Origin of the sequence: Dyadobacter sp. CY261, assembly GCF_021440085.1 — a bacterium.
Lineage (GTDB): Bacteria > Bacteroidota > Bacteroidia > Cytophagales > Spirosomataceae > Dyadobacter.
Genome location: NZ_JAKCPW010000008.1, coordinates 1 through 16,153, shown reverse-complemented (window position 1 = coordinate 16,153; position 16,153 = coordinate 1). Strand labels below are relative to the sequence as shown.

13 protein-coding genes and 2 tRNA genes are annotated in these 16,153 nt (G+C 47.8%); 6 read left to right on the top strand and 9 right to left on the bottom strand.

Annotation, left to right across the window (positions count from 1 at the left end; all coding sequences use genetic code 11):
* Nucleotides 1–88 precede the first annotated feature (88 nt).
* The 5 genes from LZD49_RS21500 to LZD49_RS21480 form a co-directional block, all read right to left on the bottom strand.
* Nucleotides 89–1,450 carry a TolC family protein gene (locus LZD49_RS21500; protein ID WP_234669735.1) on the bottom strand — a complete coding sequence of 454 codons (1,362 nt, stop codon included), beginning with the start codon at nt 1,448–1,450 and terminating at the stop codon, nt 89–91.
* A 63-nt stretch (nt 1,451–1,513) separates the two neighbouring features.
* Nucleotides 1,514–4,603 (bottom strand): efflux RND transporter permease subunit, encoded by a 3,090-nt coding sequence (locus tag LZD49_RS21495; protein ID WP_234669734.1) that lies wholly within the window; start codon nt 4,601–4,603, stop codon nt 1,514–1,516.
* A gap of 54 nt (nt 4,604–4,657) precedes the next feature.
* A complete protein-coding gene (locus tag LZD49_RS21490; protein WP_234669733.1) occupies nt 4,658–5,758 on the bottom strand; it encodes an efflux RND transporter periplasmic adaptor subunit in 1,101 nt (366 codons plus the stop codon).
* Between the two features lie 142 nt (nt 5,759–5,900).
* Nucleotides 5,901–7,148: a chorismate-binding protein gene (locus LZD49_RS21485; protein WP_234669732.1), complete on the bottom strand. Its 1,248-nt coding sequence runs from the start codon at nt 7,146–7,148 to the stop codon at nt 5,901–5,903.
* A 50-nt stretch (nt 7,149–7,198) separates the two neighbouring features.
* Nucleotides 7,199–7,624, bottom strand: coding sequence for a hotdog fold thioesterase (locus LZD49_RS21480; protein WP_234669731.1), 426 nt, complete (start codon nt 7,622–7,624; stop codon nt 7,199–7,201).
* An 85-nt stretch (nt 7,625–7,709) separates the two neighbouring features.
* Between LZD49_RS21480 and LZD49_RS21475 the strand changes: the two genes are divergently transcribed.
* The 4 genes from LZD49_RS21475 to LZD49_RS21460 all read left to right on the top strand — a co-directional run bounded on the left by LZD49_RS21475 (nt 7,710) and on the right by LZD49_RS21460 (nt 11,185).
* Nucleotides 7,710–8,354, top strand: a complete 645-nt coding sequence (locus LZD49_RS21475; protein WP_234669730.1) for a histidine phosphatase family protein — start codon at nt 7,710–7,712, stop codon at nt 8,352–8,354.
* A 106-nt stretch (nt 8,355–8,460) separates the two neighbouring features.
* Nucleotides 8,461–9,558 carry a sensor histidine kinase gene (locus tag LZD49_RS21470; RefSeq protein WP_234669729.1) on the top strand — a complete coding sequence of 366 codons (1,098 nt, stop codon included), beginning with the start codon at nt 8,461–8,463 and terminating at the stop codon, nt 9,556–9,558.
* A 49-nt stretch (nt 9,559–9,607) separates the two neighbouring features.
* Entirely contained in the window at nt 9,608–10,342 is a 735-nt protein-coding gene (locus LZD49_RS21465) for a LytTR family DNA-binding domain-containing protein (protein WP_234669728.1), read from the top strand.
* A gap of 27 nt (nt 10,343–10,369) precedes the next feature.
* Nucleotides 10,370–11,185, top strand: a complete 816-nt coding sequence (locus tag LZD49_RS21460) for a DUF3298 and DUF4163 domain-containing protein (protein WP_234669727.1) — start codon at nt 10,370–10,372, stop codon at nt 11,183–11,185.
* On the opposite strand, the gene radC is transcribed toward LZD49_RS21460, so the two are convergent.
* The 4 genes from radC to LZD49_RS21440 all read right to left on the bottom strand — a co-directional run bounded on the left by radC (nt 11,186) and on the right by LZD49_RS21440 (nt 15,496).
* Nucleotides 11,186–11,890, bottom strand: a complete 705-nt coding sequence (radC, locus tag LZD49_RS21455; protein ID WP_234669726.1) for a RadC family protein — start codon at nt 11,888–11,890, stop codon at nt 11,186–11,188.
* Nucleotides 11,891–11,952: 62 nt separating this feature from the next.
* Nucleotides 11,953–13,500, bottom strand: coding sequence for a tol-pal system YbgF family protein (locus LZD49_RS21450; RefSeq protein WP_234669725.1), 1,548 nt, complete (start codon nt 13,498–13,500; stop codon nt 11,953–11,955).
* Nucleotides 13,501–13,551: 51 nt separating this feature from the next.
* The gene (locus LZD49_RS21445) at nt 13,552–14,298 is read right to left on the bottom strand and encodes a zinc ribbon domain-containing protein (RefSeq protein ID WP_234669724.1); all 747 of its coding nucleotides are present in this window, start codon (nt 14,296–14,298) and stop codon (nt 13,552–13,554) included.
* Between the two features lie 97 nt (nt 14,299–14,395).
* A complete protein-coding gene (locus LZD49_RS21440) occupies nt 14,396–15,496 on the bottom strand; it encodes a Nif3-like dinuclear metal center hexameric protein (RefSeq protein WP_234669723.1) in 1,101 nt (366 codons plus the stop codon).
* Between the two features lie 161 nt (nt 15,497–15,657).
* On the opposite strand from LZD49_RS21440, the gene LZD49_RS21435 reads away from it, so the two are divergent.
* Together LZD49_RS21435 and LZD49_RS21430 are read left to right on the top strand one after the other, a co-directional pair.
* Nucleotides 15,658–15,731: transfer RNA gene (locus tag LZD49_RS21435), tRNA-Asp, on the top strand.
* 113 nt (nt 15,732–15,844) lie between these two features.
* Nucleotides 15,845–15,918 (top strand) — tRNA-Asp (locus LZD49_RS21430).
* Nucleotides 15,919–16,153: the final 235 nt, after the last annotated feature.

Sequence of the window (16,153 nt, the reverse complement as noted above, 5' to 3'; positions counted from 1 at the left end):
ATCGGGCTTTACTTATCTGGACAGGACTTGTCAGGAAATCAATGCACGGCCGCAAAATTTTTTTTATTCCGCGACCGTTCGAATGGCTTTATTGAAGCGTATTGCTGAGTCTTTTCAATTCAATTTCAGCCGCTTTGGCAGCATAATTCAGGTTAATGAGGCGATAACCGGCGTCTTCAAAACTACGTTGCGCCTCACGCACATCGATGATCGTGGCCTGGATCAGTTCAAAACGTTGCAGGGTCAGATCGAGCAATTGCCGACTGAGGGCGTAGTTCTTTTTTTGATTTTCGAGCTGCTCGATCGAGCTCTGATAAGTCTGGTACATTTTGACAGCGGCCGCATTATAGTCGCGGAGCAGCGTGTTTTTTTGCAGATCAGCAGTTTTGACATCGATTTCCGCTGCCTGCTTCTGCCGTTTGAATGCCGATCCACTATAAATCGGAATGGCTAGAGAAAGCCCAGCCTGCGGACCGGCCACCCGGTTGAGTAGGGTAAAACCAGCCGCGGTCTGGTTGCGGGTATAGTTGTAGGCGGCATTGAAACGAACCGTCGGATAACGCAAAGCAGCTGTTTCTTTAACAATCAGCTCATTGATACGAACCTGGTGATCCGCGGCCTTGATATCTGCATTAGCAGCCAGGCGGTCCAGCACAGATGCTAACTGCAGATTATTTTCCACCGCAATAGTATCCTTGACCGTCACTGGCAATTTGGGATCGACGGTAAGTGTCCGCAGCAATTCCGTTTTCGCCACCTGCGCCACCATTTGCTGGTTAACCAAAGTTTGGTTAAGCGTATTCAAATCGATTTCCGCCTGGAAAATATCGGCATTGTTGGCCATACCTGCTTCCTTGCGCACTCTCAGAATTTCGAGGCGTTTTTCAGATGCTATAATGGAGGTGCGGATGGTATTCAGGTAACTCAACTGTCGTACCACGTCATAGTAGCTCGTCATTACCAGTGCAATGGTGTTCTGGATTTGTGAATTGAGGACTTCGGAACTTTGGTACTGCAATTCCGCTAGACGTTTTTTAGTTGCTACCACACGTTTGCCATTATATAGCAGCATACCCACGGCAAGGTTGGCCTGGGTATTGTTACCCGCAGCAGCATTGCGGTTGATCTCCGTGCCGTCGTTCAATTTTTGGTTCACCTGCGTGATCTGCTCGGTGTTGGTAGCATTAATGGCGACCGTCGGTAAACCGCCTGCCACGCCATAATTGTTGAGGATCGTAGTCGCCTCTACATTATTCTTGGCTATCTCTATTTCGTAACTGTTTTTCAAGGCCGTCGCGATTGCGTCATCGAGCGTTAGCGCCAGCGTGTCGGCCGGCTGGCGCGCCTCAGGTTTGCCGGCCCCCGGCCGGTCGGCCCAGGCAGGGCCGGAGCAAAGCAATAGAAGAAAAAATGCGTTTTTGTATTTCTTAAAAAAGGTGAGCGAGCCCATGAAAAAAACAATAGTTGATTTTGTATAAATAATCTCCTTTAAAAGGATTGATATCTTGATATTCTAAGCAACAAGCTCCTCCGCCATCTTCTGCTCTTCCGTCACTTTGTGTTTTTTGGGTGAAATGAATGTGTAAATAGCAGGAATCACAAACAGCGTCAGGATCAGCGAGAACATCAGACCTCCAACAATGACGACGCCCAGCGGCACACGGCTGGTAGCAGCCGCGCCGAGGCTCATAGCAATAGGTAATGCGCCAAAAGCGGTTGCAAGGCTGGTCATCAGGATCGGACGCAGGCGTTGCGTGGCCGACTCGACGACGGCTGCCATTCTTCCCATCCCCTGTTCCCGTTTCTGATTTGCAAATTCCACGATCAGGATACCATTCTTTGTCACAAGCCCGATAAGCATGATCATACCGATTTGTGAAAAAATATTGATTGTTAAACCAAACAAGTAGAGGCTTAGCAATGCACCCGCTAATGCAAGCGGCACGGTGATCATGATAATGAATGGATCAGTGAAGCTTTCAAACTGGCCTGCGAGTACGAGATATACGAGCAGGAGCGCCAAACCGAATGCAAAACTCGTGTTGGAAGAACTTTCCTCAAAGTCACGTGAAGGCCCTGTCAGTGAAGTCTGGAATGACTCGTCGAGCAACTTGCTGCCGATTCTTCGCATAGCTGCAACGCCATCTCCAATAGTTTTTCCCTCAACGAGCGACGCCGAAATGGTGGCGCTTTTGTAGCGGTTATAGTGGTAGATGGTAGGTGGTCCACTTTCTTCTTCCATTTGAACAACGGCCGTCAGCGGAATGTTTTCACCGCGGTTGTTCCGGACATACAATTTCTCGATGTCGGCAGGCTTGTTGCGTTCCGAATGTTCAACTTGTCCGATTACCTGGTACTGCTGGCCGTTCATGATGAAGTAAGCAAGGCGGCGACCGGAGAATGCAGCCTGAATGGTGGCGGCAACATCTGTGGTCGACAAGCCCAGATCACGCGCTTTCAGTCTGTCGATCGTCAGGCGGACTTCTGGTTTGTTGAATTTCAGGTTAACATCCACATTCTGGAAAGTGGGGTCTTGCCTGGCTTCATCCAGAAATTTGGGAAGTACTTCACTTAATTTATCAAAATCGAGATTTTGGAGGACAAACTGCACAGGCAGCGAACCCCGCGAACCGGTACCGACTGAAATCGTCTGCTCCTGCGTAGCGAATATCCGTGCGTCATTGAAACGGGCAAGTTTTTTATTGATTTCCTGCGCTATCTCGTTTTGGCTTTTCTTGCGCTGATCGGAGGGTACGAGGCCTATGCGACCGGTGCCGCTGTTCACGCCACCACCCCCAAAGCCTGGAGTAGCAGAGAATGTAAATGCTTTTTCCGGAATAGAATCATTGAGAAAGTCACTGAGCTCATCGGAAACCTGCTGCATTTGCCCAAAACTCGTTCCTTCCGGGGCCGAAAGGTTAAAACGGATACTGTTCCGGTCCTCCATCGGTGCAAGTTCGCTTTGTAAATGCCCGTAGGTGAACCAAATGAGCACACCGCAAGCAACCACAAGTACCCATGCAACCCAGCGCGCTTTCATAAACCCGCGCAGCATGCGATTATAGCCGTCTTCCATGCCGGTAAAGAACGGCTCCGTTTTATTGTAAAACCAGCCGTGGCCAGCGTTCTTGCGGTTCAAAACGACGTTCAAAACCGGGGTAATGGTAAGCGAAACGAATGCGGAGATGAGTACAGCAGATGCGACGACGATCCCGAACTCACGGAAGAGACTTCCCACAAATCCTTGCAGGAAGATCACCGGCAAGAATACTACTGCAAGCGTCAATGAGGTAGAAATAACTGCGAAGAAGATTTCCCGACTGCCCTCCAATGCCGCCTGCCGGATCGGCAAGCCGCTCTCGAGCTTGCGGAAGATGTTCTCCGTGACCACAATACCGTCATCGACCACAAGGCCGGTTGCCAGGACAATCCCAAGTAGTGTCAGGATATTGATCGAAAAGCCACACAAGTACATGACGAAGAAAGTAGCGACCAACGAGATCGGAATGTCGATCAACGGGCGGACGGCTACCAGCAGGTTACGGAAGAAGAACAGGATCACGATTACCACCAGTGAGAAGGCGATAAGGAGCGTTTCCTCTACCTCTTTGATCGACTGCCTCACCAGTCGGGTGTTGTCTATCAGCACATTAAAGGTAATGTCCGACTTGTTGGATTTCTGGATTTCCGCGAGGCGTTTGTTGAATTCATCGGATATCTCCACATAGTTAGCGCCCGGCTGGGGAATAACCCCTAAACCCACTGCATACATGCCATTGTATTTCCAACTCTGTTCTTCGTTTTCAGGGCCAAGTTCTACTTTTGCTACATTGGACAGCCTCACAATACCGATACTGTCGTTTCGGATCACGAGGTCTTTGAACTCCTTTTCACTTTTCAACCTGCCCATCGTGCGGATGGTCAATTCGGTGTTGTCGCCGTAAATTTTACCGGCTGGTAGTTCCACGTTTTCGGCAGCCAGAGTAGTGGAAATGTCATTAAATGAGATGTTATAAGAGCTCATCTTGTCCGGGTCCAGCCATATGCGCATTGCATACCGTTTCTGTCCGAAGATGTTGATTCCGCTTACGCCGTCGATGGTCTGCAAGCTTTGCTGTAAAACGTTTTCAGCATATTCACTGAGTTCCAACAAACCTTTGGAAGGGCTTTGAACGGCGAGCATGAGGATGAAATCCGAATTTGCATCGGCCTTGCTTACAACCGGAGGCGCATCTATGTCCTGCGGAAGGCTCCGCAGCGCCTGGCTCACCTTATCGCGCACGTCATTGGCAGCGCCTTCAAGGTCCGATTCCAGGTTAAATTCCACGGTAATGTTGCTTGCCCCGATCTGACTGGATGAGCTGATACTTTTGATACCGGGGATTCCGTTAATGCTCTTTTCGAGCGGTTCGGTGATCTGGCTTTCGATAATGTCGGCATTCGCACCGGTGTAGCTCGTTCGGATGTTCACGATCGGCGGGTCTATCGCCGGGTAGTCTCTCAGCGAGAGGAAATTATACCCCACTACACCAAAAAGGATGATGAGCAGGTTCATCACGACCGCCAAAACGGGCCGTTTTAGGGACAATTCGGAAATATTCATAGGCTAGGTCTCAAAGGAATAGTCATCGTAACATGGTCGTAGCGACTCTGTCACTTACTTACCGGTATTCAAGCTTCGTACACTTCTCACTTTCACAGGAGCATCGGGGCGGGCAAAAAGTACGCCCGAGACAACCACAGTATCTCCAACGTTCAGGCCTTTGGTTACTTCCACCACATCTTCCCTGCGATCACCGGTTTCGACCTGCGTGAAAACCGCCTTTCCGCTCTTAACGATTACAACCTTTTTGCTGCTTGCTTCGGGAATGATGCTGTTGCTAGGGATCAGAATGCTATTTTTATTGTTGCTGGCATTGAAATATACTTTCGCGAAAGATCCCGGACTCGTGGAGCCGGAATTCAGCACGGCGCGGACGGTAAGATTACGAGTCGTCAGATTAACCTGCGGCTCTATTGCCAGAATGCGTGCCGTTTCGTATTTGCCGGAAGCCTGGTCGAGCAGCACTTCTACCGTACCCCCTTTGGCTACATATTGCTGATAACTTTCCGGAACCGTAAAATCGATCCTGAGGTTGGAGAGTTGTTGCATGCTCGCGATCACACTCTGTGGCGTCACATAGGTACCTTGGCTCACTTTACGCAAGCCCACAACGCCTGTGAATGGCGCTCTGATAATGGTTTTGTCGATCAGCGCCTGCGTATATACCATGTCTGCTTTCAGGGTATTGACATTGTTGGTTGCCAGATCGTAGTCAGCCTGGTTGATACCATTCACCGCGATAAGCTGTTTCAACCTTTTTTCAGTGGTTTCGGCGAGGTCGAGCTGGATTTTCGACCTGCTGAGCTGGGCAAGAAGGTCGGCATTATTGATGCGGGCAATGACCGTTCCTTTTTGCACTGTTTTGCCCTCGGGAACGTCGAGGAAAGTAAGTAATCCGCTTACTTCGGGTCGTAATTCGGCAAATTCGTTGGCCACGACGGTGCCATTCACTTCTACTTTGTCACTGACCTTTTCGGATTTCGCAATGATGACGTCAACGATAGTCGGACCTCCGCCTCCTTTTTGTTGAAAAGTATCCTTTTTTTCTCCGCACGAGAGCGTAATAAAGAGCGAACCGGCAATGAAAAGTGAAGACAGGGGTTTGGTTAAATTCAGCAGTCCTTCTGCACGGGCAGATCTGGCGATAACATTCATAGGGTTTAATTAACCTGGCTTAATGGTTTAGGGGTCCTGGGGACTAAATACGTCCGGTTCAGGGGTTTGTCCAAAATTAGATATTAATCTCGAACGGTTTAGACTTTTTATATCTATAAAAGTTTAATGCCAGCTAATTTTTTTAGAAGGAACTGCCGATTACTTTGAGCAAAGTATCGCATTTCAGTTCGGTCTCGAACCATTCCTGCTCAGGCATAGAATCTTCCGTAATTCCCGCTCCCGCGAAGAATGTAGCGGTGCCATCCTTGAAACGCACAGTGCGAAGATTTACAAACAGATTGGTATCGCCACCCACCTGTACCGGGCCGAGAAAGCCGCTGTAATAGGAGCGGTTATAACCTTCCACATCATTGATGAATTGCAGGCTGGGTGTTTTAGGAACGCCGCATATCGCAGAAGTAGGATGAAGCAGTTTGAGCATTACCGACGCCAGTTCGGGGAAGTTGAGTGCCACAGTATCAACTTCAAATACAGTCCTGAGGTGATATAAGTTGCCCGCTAATACAGTTCGGGGACCCGCTTCCAGGTATTCCCGCAAGCGGATTTTTTTGAAGCATTCAATGATATAACGGCTAACGAGTGCCTGTTCCTCAATTTCCTTCTCGCCCCAGCGGATATCATACTTAGGGATCAGCGCGCCGTCACTGTCGCGCGCTCCCTGCGTACCGGCGAGGGACATCGTTTTGAACGTGCCATCCGACTTTTGCTCTACCAGCCCCTCAGGGCTTGCGCCAAGCCAAATCTCGTTGTCTTCCGGAAGGTTGACGAGCGAAATAAATGCATGTGGATAAGCTTTGATCAATTTCTGAAAAGCTCGCGCAGGCTGGAATGCTTCAGTATAAGCCAGATCTTTCGAGCGCGACAACACTACTTTTTTAAACTGGTTCTGCCGGATCGCCGCCACGGCCAGTTCGACAGTCCGTTCGAAACGTGCTTTTGCGTCGAGCTGGGCATCTATCGGGATTAGGAGCGCGCCAGGCGGTGCTGCCAATGATTCGTTCGTGCGGGTCGATGCGGCGAGCTGTACCAGTTTTTTTACCTCCGTATGTTCTTCGCCGAGTTTGTTATCGATGCCGGTGATCCGGTTCTCTTCTGAAAATGTAAGGATAATGTCGCCTTCCAGGAACAGTACTTGTTGGTCGCTTTCCCAGTAGAATGTACTCATTACAAAGCCGGGACTCATTTTTTCTAATTCAGGGAGGCATTTGTGGATACCGTCCTGAATAGAAATGAGGAATTTGATTTCGTTGGTATGCGGCAGGCGCCAGAGGGCCGATGGGAAGCCCATTATTTTGGATGCTTGCCAAAGCTCCTCGATCTGTAATCCTTCAAATACCGAAATCCCGGTGTCTGTCTGTACTGATAGCATTTATAACGAATGGGCAATGGCCCGTTAGGTCAATTTTCTGCAAAATAAGGTTAGCGGTCTGCATTCACAATAGCCACGGTCAGCCTGCTAATGCAAACCAGTTTGTTTTCTTCATTGGTGATGCGGATATCCCAGATATGGGTGGTGCGCCCGACGTGGATGGGCCTTACGGTGCCGTAAACAAAGCCCGACTTCACTGGCCGCAGGTGGTTCGCATTGATTTCCAGTCCCACCGCATGCTTGTTCTCACCTTCCGGAATACACAAAAACGAAGCAATGCTTCCCAATGTCTCGGCGAGTACTACTGACGCCCCACCGTGCAGAATCCCGAATGGCTGGTGCGTACGTTTATCGACTGGCATTCTGGCTGAAATATAATCTTTTCCGATCTCCGTAAACTCAATTCCGATGTGACCGGCAATCGTATCAGTTCCAAAAGATTGTAGTGAATCAACGGTGACGCTTTTAGCAAACATATCTAAAAAATGTATAAATTTGTATTGGCTTTGCAGAGTAGAAACAAGGTATTTGCAAATTTAATATTTAAATTATCCTATTATTTTGAAAAGAAAATCGATTTACCTTATTCGCCACGGTGAAACTGATTTTAATCGCAGGGGAGTTGTTCAGGGAAGTGGTGTTGATTCCTTGCTGAATGAATGGGGAGAAGCTCAGGCCGCAGCTTTTTTTAATGCTTACCAACATGTTCCGTTTGACAAAATTTATACCTCTGATTTAAAGCGAACACATCAAACGGTTCGAGGGTTCATCAGGCTCGGTATACCGCATGAAAGCTATTCAGGACTCAATGAAATATCATGGGGCGACCGCGAAGGCCGTGAACCCAATACCGGTGATAATAACTATTATCGCGAACTGGTGAATGCCTGGAAAAACGGCCAGGTAGACCTTGCTGCCGAAGGAGGCGAAAGCCCTGTGCAGGTACGCGAACGTCAGGTCGCAGTGATTGAAACCATTCTCTCGCGCCCGCATGAAAGGAATATCCTCATTGCCATGCACGGCAGGGCGATGCGCGTTTTGCTGACAGTGCTTTTTGACCAGCCGCTGATACGCATGGACGACTACGAGCACAGCAATCTTTGTCTCTATAAGATCAATTACTCCTACGATACCCAGCGGTTCGAACTGGAAGTATCCAACGACATCACACACCTTCTTTCCATCGAAATCCCGCAAACGATATAGCAGCCGTTTGTGTAGATTCGTTTCCATTGGTGTATTAATGTACCTTCCCTGAGGGTGCGTTGATACATTTGTGGCTTTTCAATACGTCATCAGCGTTTCTGAGTTCATGTCCAAAAAACGCATCTATTGGGTTCTGCAAATACTGGGCTGGACATTGTTGATCATGTTCGAATACATTCCGTATGTACTTGAATACGGGTTTAAGCTAAGTGAATTCTATTCTGCGCTGGCTAATATTCTGTTGGGCATTTGCCTTACTCACGTTTATCGTCTGGTTATCAGGCGGTGGAACTGGTCGTCGCTGCCGCTACCCAGGCTTGCTTTACGAGTAATCGTATCGGTGTTGTCGATGGGATTGATTATGACAATGATCAATTTGCCGATGGACAGGGAAATTCTGGAAAGCAACATTTTTGACCAGCCGCTGGTTTTCTGGAGTTATTATGCCACCTGGTGTAAGAACCTGTTAGCCTGGATATTGTCGTATACGATTTACCATTACGTAGAACAAAATAGGCTGGCCAGTTACGAGAAGATCATGCTCAAAATGTCGATGCGGGAGGCTGAGGCGAAAGTATTGCGTTCGCAGCTCAATCCGCATTTCACATTCAACGCATTAAACAGCATCCGTGCGCTGGTTTATGAAGATCCCAAACGTGCGCAACTGAGCATTACCCAGTTATCGAATATATTAAGAAACTCACTTCTGGCCGATCGGCGTAAAACCGTCGATTTACAGGAAGAGCTGCGCACCGTCGAAGATTACCTCGAACTGGAAAAAGTGCGGTACGAAGAACGCCTCTGTTACAGTATTACCACCAATCCGCAGGCTATTTACTGGCAGGTGCCGCCGATGATGTTACAGACCCTCGTGGAGAACGGTATTAAACATGGCGTAGCGAAACAAATGGGAGGTGGATTTATCGGTGTAAAATCGGAAATTGCAAATGAATTGCTGGTGATCACGATCCATAATTCCGGTAACCTGGGTAATACGGAAGTAAATGCCGGTAACCTCGGTAATACCGAATCCGGAGGTGTTGGATTGAAGAATACCGCGGAGCGGCTATCCATATTGTACGGCAAGGCTGCGACATTCCGGATTTTTCAGGAAAAGGAAAATGTGGTTTGTTCGGAAATTAAAATCCCGATGTTGTCCGAGGGGGTGATGATGGTGGGAGAGGGATCCGAAAAAGAGAACTAATAACCAAATCAATATACTATAATTATTTTCCTAACTGACTCCATCCGCCATGAGGACCTTAATTGTTGATGACGAGCGGCTTGCACGCAACGAATTGAAAAGATTGCTTGAACCATACACTAAAATTGAAATAGTGGGAGAGGCAGCGAATGCAGAAGAGGCCCTGAAACTGATTGAGGAGCAGCAACCCGAATTGCTTTTCCTGGATATTCAAATGCCTGGTAAAAACGGTTTTGAGCTACTTTCATCGATCGAGGGTAAAACTCCGGAAGTGATTTTTACAACCGCGTTCGACGAATATGCGATCAAGGCGTTCGAGTTCAATGCGTTGGATTACCTGCTTAAACCCATCGATACTGAGCGCCTGAAAGAAACGATACATCGCATCGAGGAAAACCAAGCTCAGCCCGAAGCCCCTTCGCACACCAATGAGCGCGCGGAGAAGGTGCTGGGTGAAAATGATCAGGTATTTGTGAAGGACGGCGAGAAGTGCTGGTTTGTAAAGCTCGGGAAAATCCGCTTGTTCGAGTCGATGGGCAATTATGTCCGCCTGCATTTCGATGACCAGAAGCCTCTGGTACTAAAATCTCTGAATAACCTCGAAGAAAGGCTTGATCCCAATACTTATTTCCGTGCAAATCGCAAACACATCATCAATCTGCATTGGATCGAAAAGATCGAGCCGTGGTTTAGCGGTGGTTTGCTTGTGACGTTGCAAGGAGGTGATAAAATTGAAATCTCCCGCCGCCAGGCTATTCGTTTCAAGGAACTGATGAGCCTCTAATATTTTCCAGGATTTTTAACCAATGTTATGATATTAAGGCAATTGGCTGCCCTTTCGCTAGGGACTTTGCTATTCTGGGCTTGTAACCAGTCGTCAAAAAAGGAAGGTGCAGACGCTAGAGTGGGTTTTCAGAAAGGAGAAATCAAAAAAGAGGATTATGGAAGTTGTGATACGGCTGCCCATAAAGGTGTGACGGTGCTCGTCAGCCTATGGCAGCCAACAGATTCGAGCGCGGTGGCTTCAAAAATCCGACAGATTCTGACCGAAAAGACCATTAAGCGGTTAAATTCTTATGGCGATTCGGCGAGTATCGCCGCGAATCCGGGAGCGAGTGGGAGTGTCAAGGCGGCGTTTGACGTTTTTGAGAAAAATTACAACGACTTCAAAGAGGATTTCCCTGACGCGCCCGGTTGCTGGGAAGTGGAATTGCACGGTGACACCGTCATGATTACTTCGAAAATGCTCTTCTATCAATTAGACCATTATTCGTTTACAGGCGGTGCACATCCCAACAGCTTCACATCTTTCCACGCATTTGATGCGAAGACAGGGGAGGAAGTGGAAATGAAAAGTTTCGTGCAGGATTCTGTCGCCTTGCTGAGCCTTGTCGAAAAGAAATTCCGTGAACTGGGGAAGTTGACGCCGGAAGTTGACCTGGAAGACGAGGGCTATTTCCTGGTCGATCACAAGTTTTTTATTCCAGCTAACTACGTGTTTACGCAGGAGGGTGTGCTTTTCTATTATAATCCTTATGAGATCGCAGCTTATGTACGCGGCGCAATCGACTTTACGATCCCTTACGAAGATCTAAAAGGCATTATTCGGAAAGACGCGGCATTCTGATCACATCTCACCGGAATCCAGAAAGCTGTAATAACCGTCATCGGTAAAGATCATATGGTCCAGAACAGGCAGGTCGAGCAATCGGCCTGCCTCTTTGATTTGTGCGGTAATCACCTTGTCGGCCAGGCTTGGTACAAGCTGCCCCGAGGGGTGGTTGTGCACCAGAATCAGCGAACTGGCCATATGGTCGAGCGCGAGTTTGAATATCATCTTGATATCCATTGGAACACCAGCAATGCCTCCTACGCTCACCTGAATTACCCGCATTACGTAATTCCCACGGTTGAGAAGCAAAATCCAGAATTCTTCGTGCGTTTTGTCCATCAGATAAGGCCGCATCGCTTCGTAGACCGGCTTCGATCCATTGATCTTCCGCTTTTTGTCGGGGATAATGTCGCTGCGCCGCCTGCCCAGCTCCAAAGCTGCCAAAATGGTAAGTGCCTTGGCCTCGCCTATTCCTTTAATTTTCGTCAGGTCTTTGACATTCAGTTTAGCCAGTTCGTTGATATTGTTACCTACCGAGGTCATCAGCATCTTCGCAAGGTCTACGGCGGTCATTTCAGTGGTGCCTGAGCGGATCAGGATAGCCATCAGTTCCGAATCAGAGCAGGCTGCTCTTCCTTTGTTCATGAATTTTTCGCGCGGCTTGTCGTCGTCGTGCCAGTTGATAATCACTTTCGGATTGTCGCTTTTCTTTCTGGGCATATTTGATGATGCATTAGCATTTGCATCATTGATACGCTTCAAGGCGGTTTTGGTAACAAGATTTATTGGGCAAGTTCCGTAAGCGCGGCCCGGGCCTTATTGTCAATACTGTTCTTGTACTCGTGCTTTTTAAAGCTCATCGCTTTTTTGAAAAAAACGATAGCTTTCTGATTATCAGCTTTTTTTTGGTAAACATAACCGATTTGGAGAGCGGATGAGGCGGCAAATCCGGCGGATCCGGGATCGCTTTGTCCCAACGCGAGCGAGCGCTCATAGAATGGCGTACATTCATTTATCCGACCGGATTTTTGCAGAATCCTTGCCGTACGGTAATTGAATTCGGCTTTTTCGTAAGTTGTGACAAAATTTTTTTCAGAAACGGTCTGCATTAGTTCCATGGCCTTCTGGACAAGGCCGCCGTCAGTCGCGTACCGTGCTTTGTAGAGTATTTTCTGCCGCGAGCTAATGTGCCCTGCGATGAATTCCTTTGCCACTCTCTCTGCGAACTGATCGGCCTCCACAATGGTACTGCCTGTCTGGGTCACTTTCTGAACGAAGCTTACCGCTTCCTGATCCCGGCCAGCCAGCCAACGGCACATGAACATTTTGAAATAACTGTCCTTGATATAGTTAAAACCGCGATATTGTTTCAAAAAACGTGAATAGAAGTTGACCGATGCATCATAGTTCCCTTCCTGCAATGCAATCTCACCGCGTAGATAATCGAGGAAGGGAAAAGGCATGTATTCTTTTCCAACTGGCGCTTCTGCGAGAAAATAGGCGGCATCTTCACTCTTGTTTTCCTTCATCAATACGGTGGTCGCAAAGAAATGCAGTAGCAGATTATCCGGCTGTTCTTTCGGCCATTGGCGGATTCGGGCTTGTTGTTCCGGGCTCAGTTGCAGAGTGTATGCGTGCAAAAGCAGATCGATCAGCTCGGCTTCCTGCCTGAAAAACGGCTCTTCCTTCACCACTTCGCGGAGCTCGCGTATGCCTTGCGCTATATTTCCTTTCAAACCCAGTATTTTGGTAATCCAGGTGTAATTTTCCGGGACGGAGCCGATTAGTACATGCAGCAGGCCCAGCGATTTGAGGGTGGGGGTGAACGCAGGGAATTTCTTGCGATTGTCTTCCAGGAGGCGATAGGCTTTGATAATCTCCCAGGAACCACTCACCTCATTGCCGAATTTCAGTTTCGCAAATGCAGAATGAAGCCGTATGTCGGCCTGAAACAGCCGTTTGTAGGGTGATTTTTCAGATAGGTTACCAACATGATCCAGCCGCCTGTCCTGTGCTTGTACAAAAATTTTGTATCGGTTCCGATCCTCGGCGATCAACAGATAATGCAGCTCGGCATAGCTTTCAAGATAAGCAATGAACGGGTTATCCGGCTTCGTGGCACGTTCGTCGTTGATGAGTTCGAGCGCTGCCGGCAGTCGTAGTTTTTGAATTTCAAAATAGGCTTTTTGAAGCTTCGGGGAAAATACGACATCGTTTTGCTCTTCAGCAGCTACCGGTATGGAGCAAATTGTAGATAGGAACAGGTGTATGAGCAGCAGATTTGCCCAGTATTTAAACTTAGAATAACTCCTGCTGATGGTCATGCGCATAAAAAAAGGTTGTCCGGGTGAGACAACCTTTCAATTTAATATAAAAAACGCTTAGCGACGCTGGTGAACCGGCTGAACGCTCTCCACGTCGGCAAGGATACGTCCGCAGTGCTCGCAAACGATCAGTTTCTTGCGCTCGCGAATGTCCGCCTGACGCTGAGGAGGAACAATGCTGAAACATCCGCCGCAGGCTCCACGCTGTACGTGCACAACGGCAAGACCGTTCAGCGAATTGTCGCGGATTTTTTGGTAAGATTTCAGCAAACGTTCTTCAATTTTTTTGATGTGCTTCTCTCTTTCCGCAATAAGACCCTTTTCTTCGGATTCGCTTTCACCTGTGATTACCGAAAGTTCGTTTTTCTTAACTTTCAGGTCTTCGTTTCTTTCGTTCAGGATAGATTCCGCACGGTTGGCATCTTCTTCGATGAGGCGGATACGGGCTCTGGCTTCGTTGATCTTCTTGTCGGCCAGCTGCATGTCAAGTTCTTGCAGTTCTATTTCTTTGGTGATGGCGTCGTATTCGCGGTTATTGCGGACGTTCATCTGCTGATCCTTGTATTTTTTGATCAGTTTTTCCCCTTCTTTTTGCGCATTTTTGAAATTGTCGATCTCGGTATTCAGATTGGCAATTTCAGATTTAAATTTTCCTAAACGCGTTTCGAATCCTATGATCTCGTCTTCCAGGTCCCTTACTTCTTCGGGAAGGTCCCCGCGGGTTTTTAGTATTTCGTCAAGGCTTGAATCGATTTCCTGAAGTTTCAGGAGAGCATCTAATTTTTGTGCGATTGTGTTTTCCATGTATGTCTTTAATGGACTTGTTTCAATGCTTGAAATGTGAGGTAGTCAGCCCTAATGTGAACAGATTATCAGCGGTACTGGTTATCAAATCCAGCTTTCAGGAAAAATAGCGGACCGGATTGGTACTGATTTCTGACAAACAGAGTGCGAAATTACTAAATTTTCCTGATATATAGTCATGCAATAAATTTTTCGTAAACACTTCGCTTTCATAATGTCCTATGTCACAGATCATAATTCGATCTTCTGCATCAAAAAATTCATGATACTTGTAGTCGGCCGTGACATATACGTCCGCACCTGCCGAAAGCGCATTGCCCAGCAGGAAACTTCCTGCGCCACCGCAGACCGCTACGCGTTGGATGGCGTTACCGGTTGGCGCGGTGTGTCTGATTACCGAAGCTTGCATATTATGCTTTAGATGAGCGAGAAATTCGTCGGTTTCCATCGCTTCTGTTAACTCACCTATTGCCCCGGCGCCTACTTCCTGATTTTCATTTTCCAATGCAGATAGATAGTAGGCGACTTCCTCGTATGGATGTGCGCGTTTGAGCGCGGTCAGTACGTTCGCTTGTAAGTGGGAGGGGAGCATTACCTCGACACGATGTTCCTTCACGGTTTCCAGTTCGCCGCGCAGCCCAATGGCCGGATTTGCCATATTTCCAGGAAGAAATGTGCCCAGGCCTTCGCTCCGGAAACTGCAATGGCGGTAATCCCCGATTTTCCCGGCTCCGGCTCCGAACAATGCATTCAGCACTTCCTGCGTATTTTCGACCGGGCAGAAAAAGGCCAGCTTTGTTAAAATCTGTTTTTTGGGAGCCAGTACTTTAATATTTTGAAGTCCAAGCCTTTTAGCAATTTGCCAGTTTACACCTCTTGTGACATGATCCAGGTTGGTATGTGTTGCATAGAGAGCGACATCATTTTTGATTGCCTTGATAACCGTGCGCTCTACATAATTCTTTCCGTTGAGCTTTTTAAGGCCTTTAAAAATGATCGGATGGTGTGCCACGATCAGGTTACATTGCCTGCGGATGGCCTCTTCAACAACGTCCTCAGTGATATCGAGTGTGAAAAGAATTCCGGTGACGGCGGTCTCTACCGAGCCCACGAGCAATCCTGCATTGTCATAATCTTCCTGGTAAGACAGCGGTGCAAGTTTTTCGAGCTGGGCTAAAATTTCTTTGATGAAAGTCATAATTTTTCTCCTGATTCAACTATTTCATTCTCAGAATATTCTTGGAGTAAGAATTATTCTTTCACAAAGAAAATAACTAAATTGCTGTCTAAGGTATTGCAATCGTAAATATTAGTGATAGTTTTGCACCACGTTTTACAAAAACGATTGTAGAACGAATCGGTTTGGTAGTTCAGTTGGTTAGAATACATGCCTGTCACGCATGGGGTCGCGGGTTCGAGTCCCGTCCAGACCGCCGATTTTTGAAATGTTGATTGGTAGTTCAGTGGGTTAATACATGTCCGGCTCCGCCCAGGGTGTCATGCATGAGATGTCCACCGCTAATCTCAGTGAAGTTCTTTATTTAATGGTTTGGTAGTTCAGTTGGTTAGAATACATGCCTGTCACGCATGGGGTCGCGGGTTCGAGTCCCGTCCAGACCGCAGAAAGCTCAGAGAAATCTGGGCTTTTTTCGTTTTAGAGCGCCATATTTGGTAGTTCAGTTGGTTAAAATACATGTCCGGCCCGCGCAGGGTGTCACGCATGGGGTCGCGGGTTCGAGTCCCGCCGGATGCCGGCCCAGCCAGACCGCAGAAAGCTCAGAGAAATCTGGGCTTTTTTCGTTTTAGAGCGCCATATTTGGTAGTTCAGTTGGTTAAAATACATGTCCGGCCCGCG

Excerpts from the sequence above, each read along its gene's own strand:
- LZD49_RS21500 (WP_234669735.1), bottom strand. The coding sequence starts at position 1,450 with ATGGGCTCGCTCACCTTTTTTAAGAAATACAAAAACGCATTTTTTCTT.
- LZD49_RS21495 (WP_234669734.1), bottom strand. The coding sequence starts at position 4,603 with ATGAATATTTCCGAATTGTCCCTAAAACGGCCCGTTTTGGCGGTCGTG.
- LZD49_RS21490 (WP_234669733.1), bottom strand. The coding sequence starts at position 5,758 with ATGAATGTTATCGCCAGATCTGCCCGTGCAGAAGGACTGCTGAATTTA.
- LZD49_RS21485 (WP_234669732.1), bottom strand. The coding sequence starts at position 7,148 with ATGCTATCAGTACAGACAGACACCGGGATTTCGGTATTTGAAGGATTA.
- LZD49_RS21480 (WP_234669731.1), bottom strand. The coding sequence starts at position 7,624 with ATGTTTGCTAAAAGCGTCACCGTTGATTCACTACAATCTTTTGGAACT.
- LZD49_RS21470 (WP_234669729.1), top strand. The coding sequence starts at position 8,461 with ATGTCCAAAAAACGCATCTATTGGGTTCTGCAAATACTGGGCTGGACA.
- LZD49_RS21465 (WP_234669728.1), top strand. The coding sequence starts at position 9,608 with ATGAGGACCTTAATTGTTGATGACGAGCGGCTTGCACGCAACGAATTG.
- LZD49_RS21460 (WP_234669727.1), top strand. The coding sequence starts at position 10,370 with ATGATATTAAGGCAATTGGCTGCCCTTTCGCTAGGGACTTTGCTATTC.
- radC (WP_234669726.1), bottom strand. The coding sequence starts at position 11,890 with ATGCCCAGAAAGAAAAGCGACAATCCGAAAGTGATTATCAACTGGCAC.
- LZD49_RS21450 (WP_234669725.1), bottom strand. The coding sequence starts at position 13,500 with ATGCGCATGACCATCAGCAGGAGTTATTCTAAGTTTAAATACTGGGCA.
- LZD49_RS21445 (WP_234669724.1), bottom strand. The coding sequence starts at position 14,298 with ATGGAAAACACAATCGCACAAAAATTAGATGCTCTCCTGAAACTTCAG.
- LZD49_RS21440 (WP_234669723.1), bottom strand. The coding sequence starts at position 15,496 with ATGACTTTCATCAAAGAAATTTTAGCCCAGCTCGAAAAACTTGCACCG.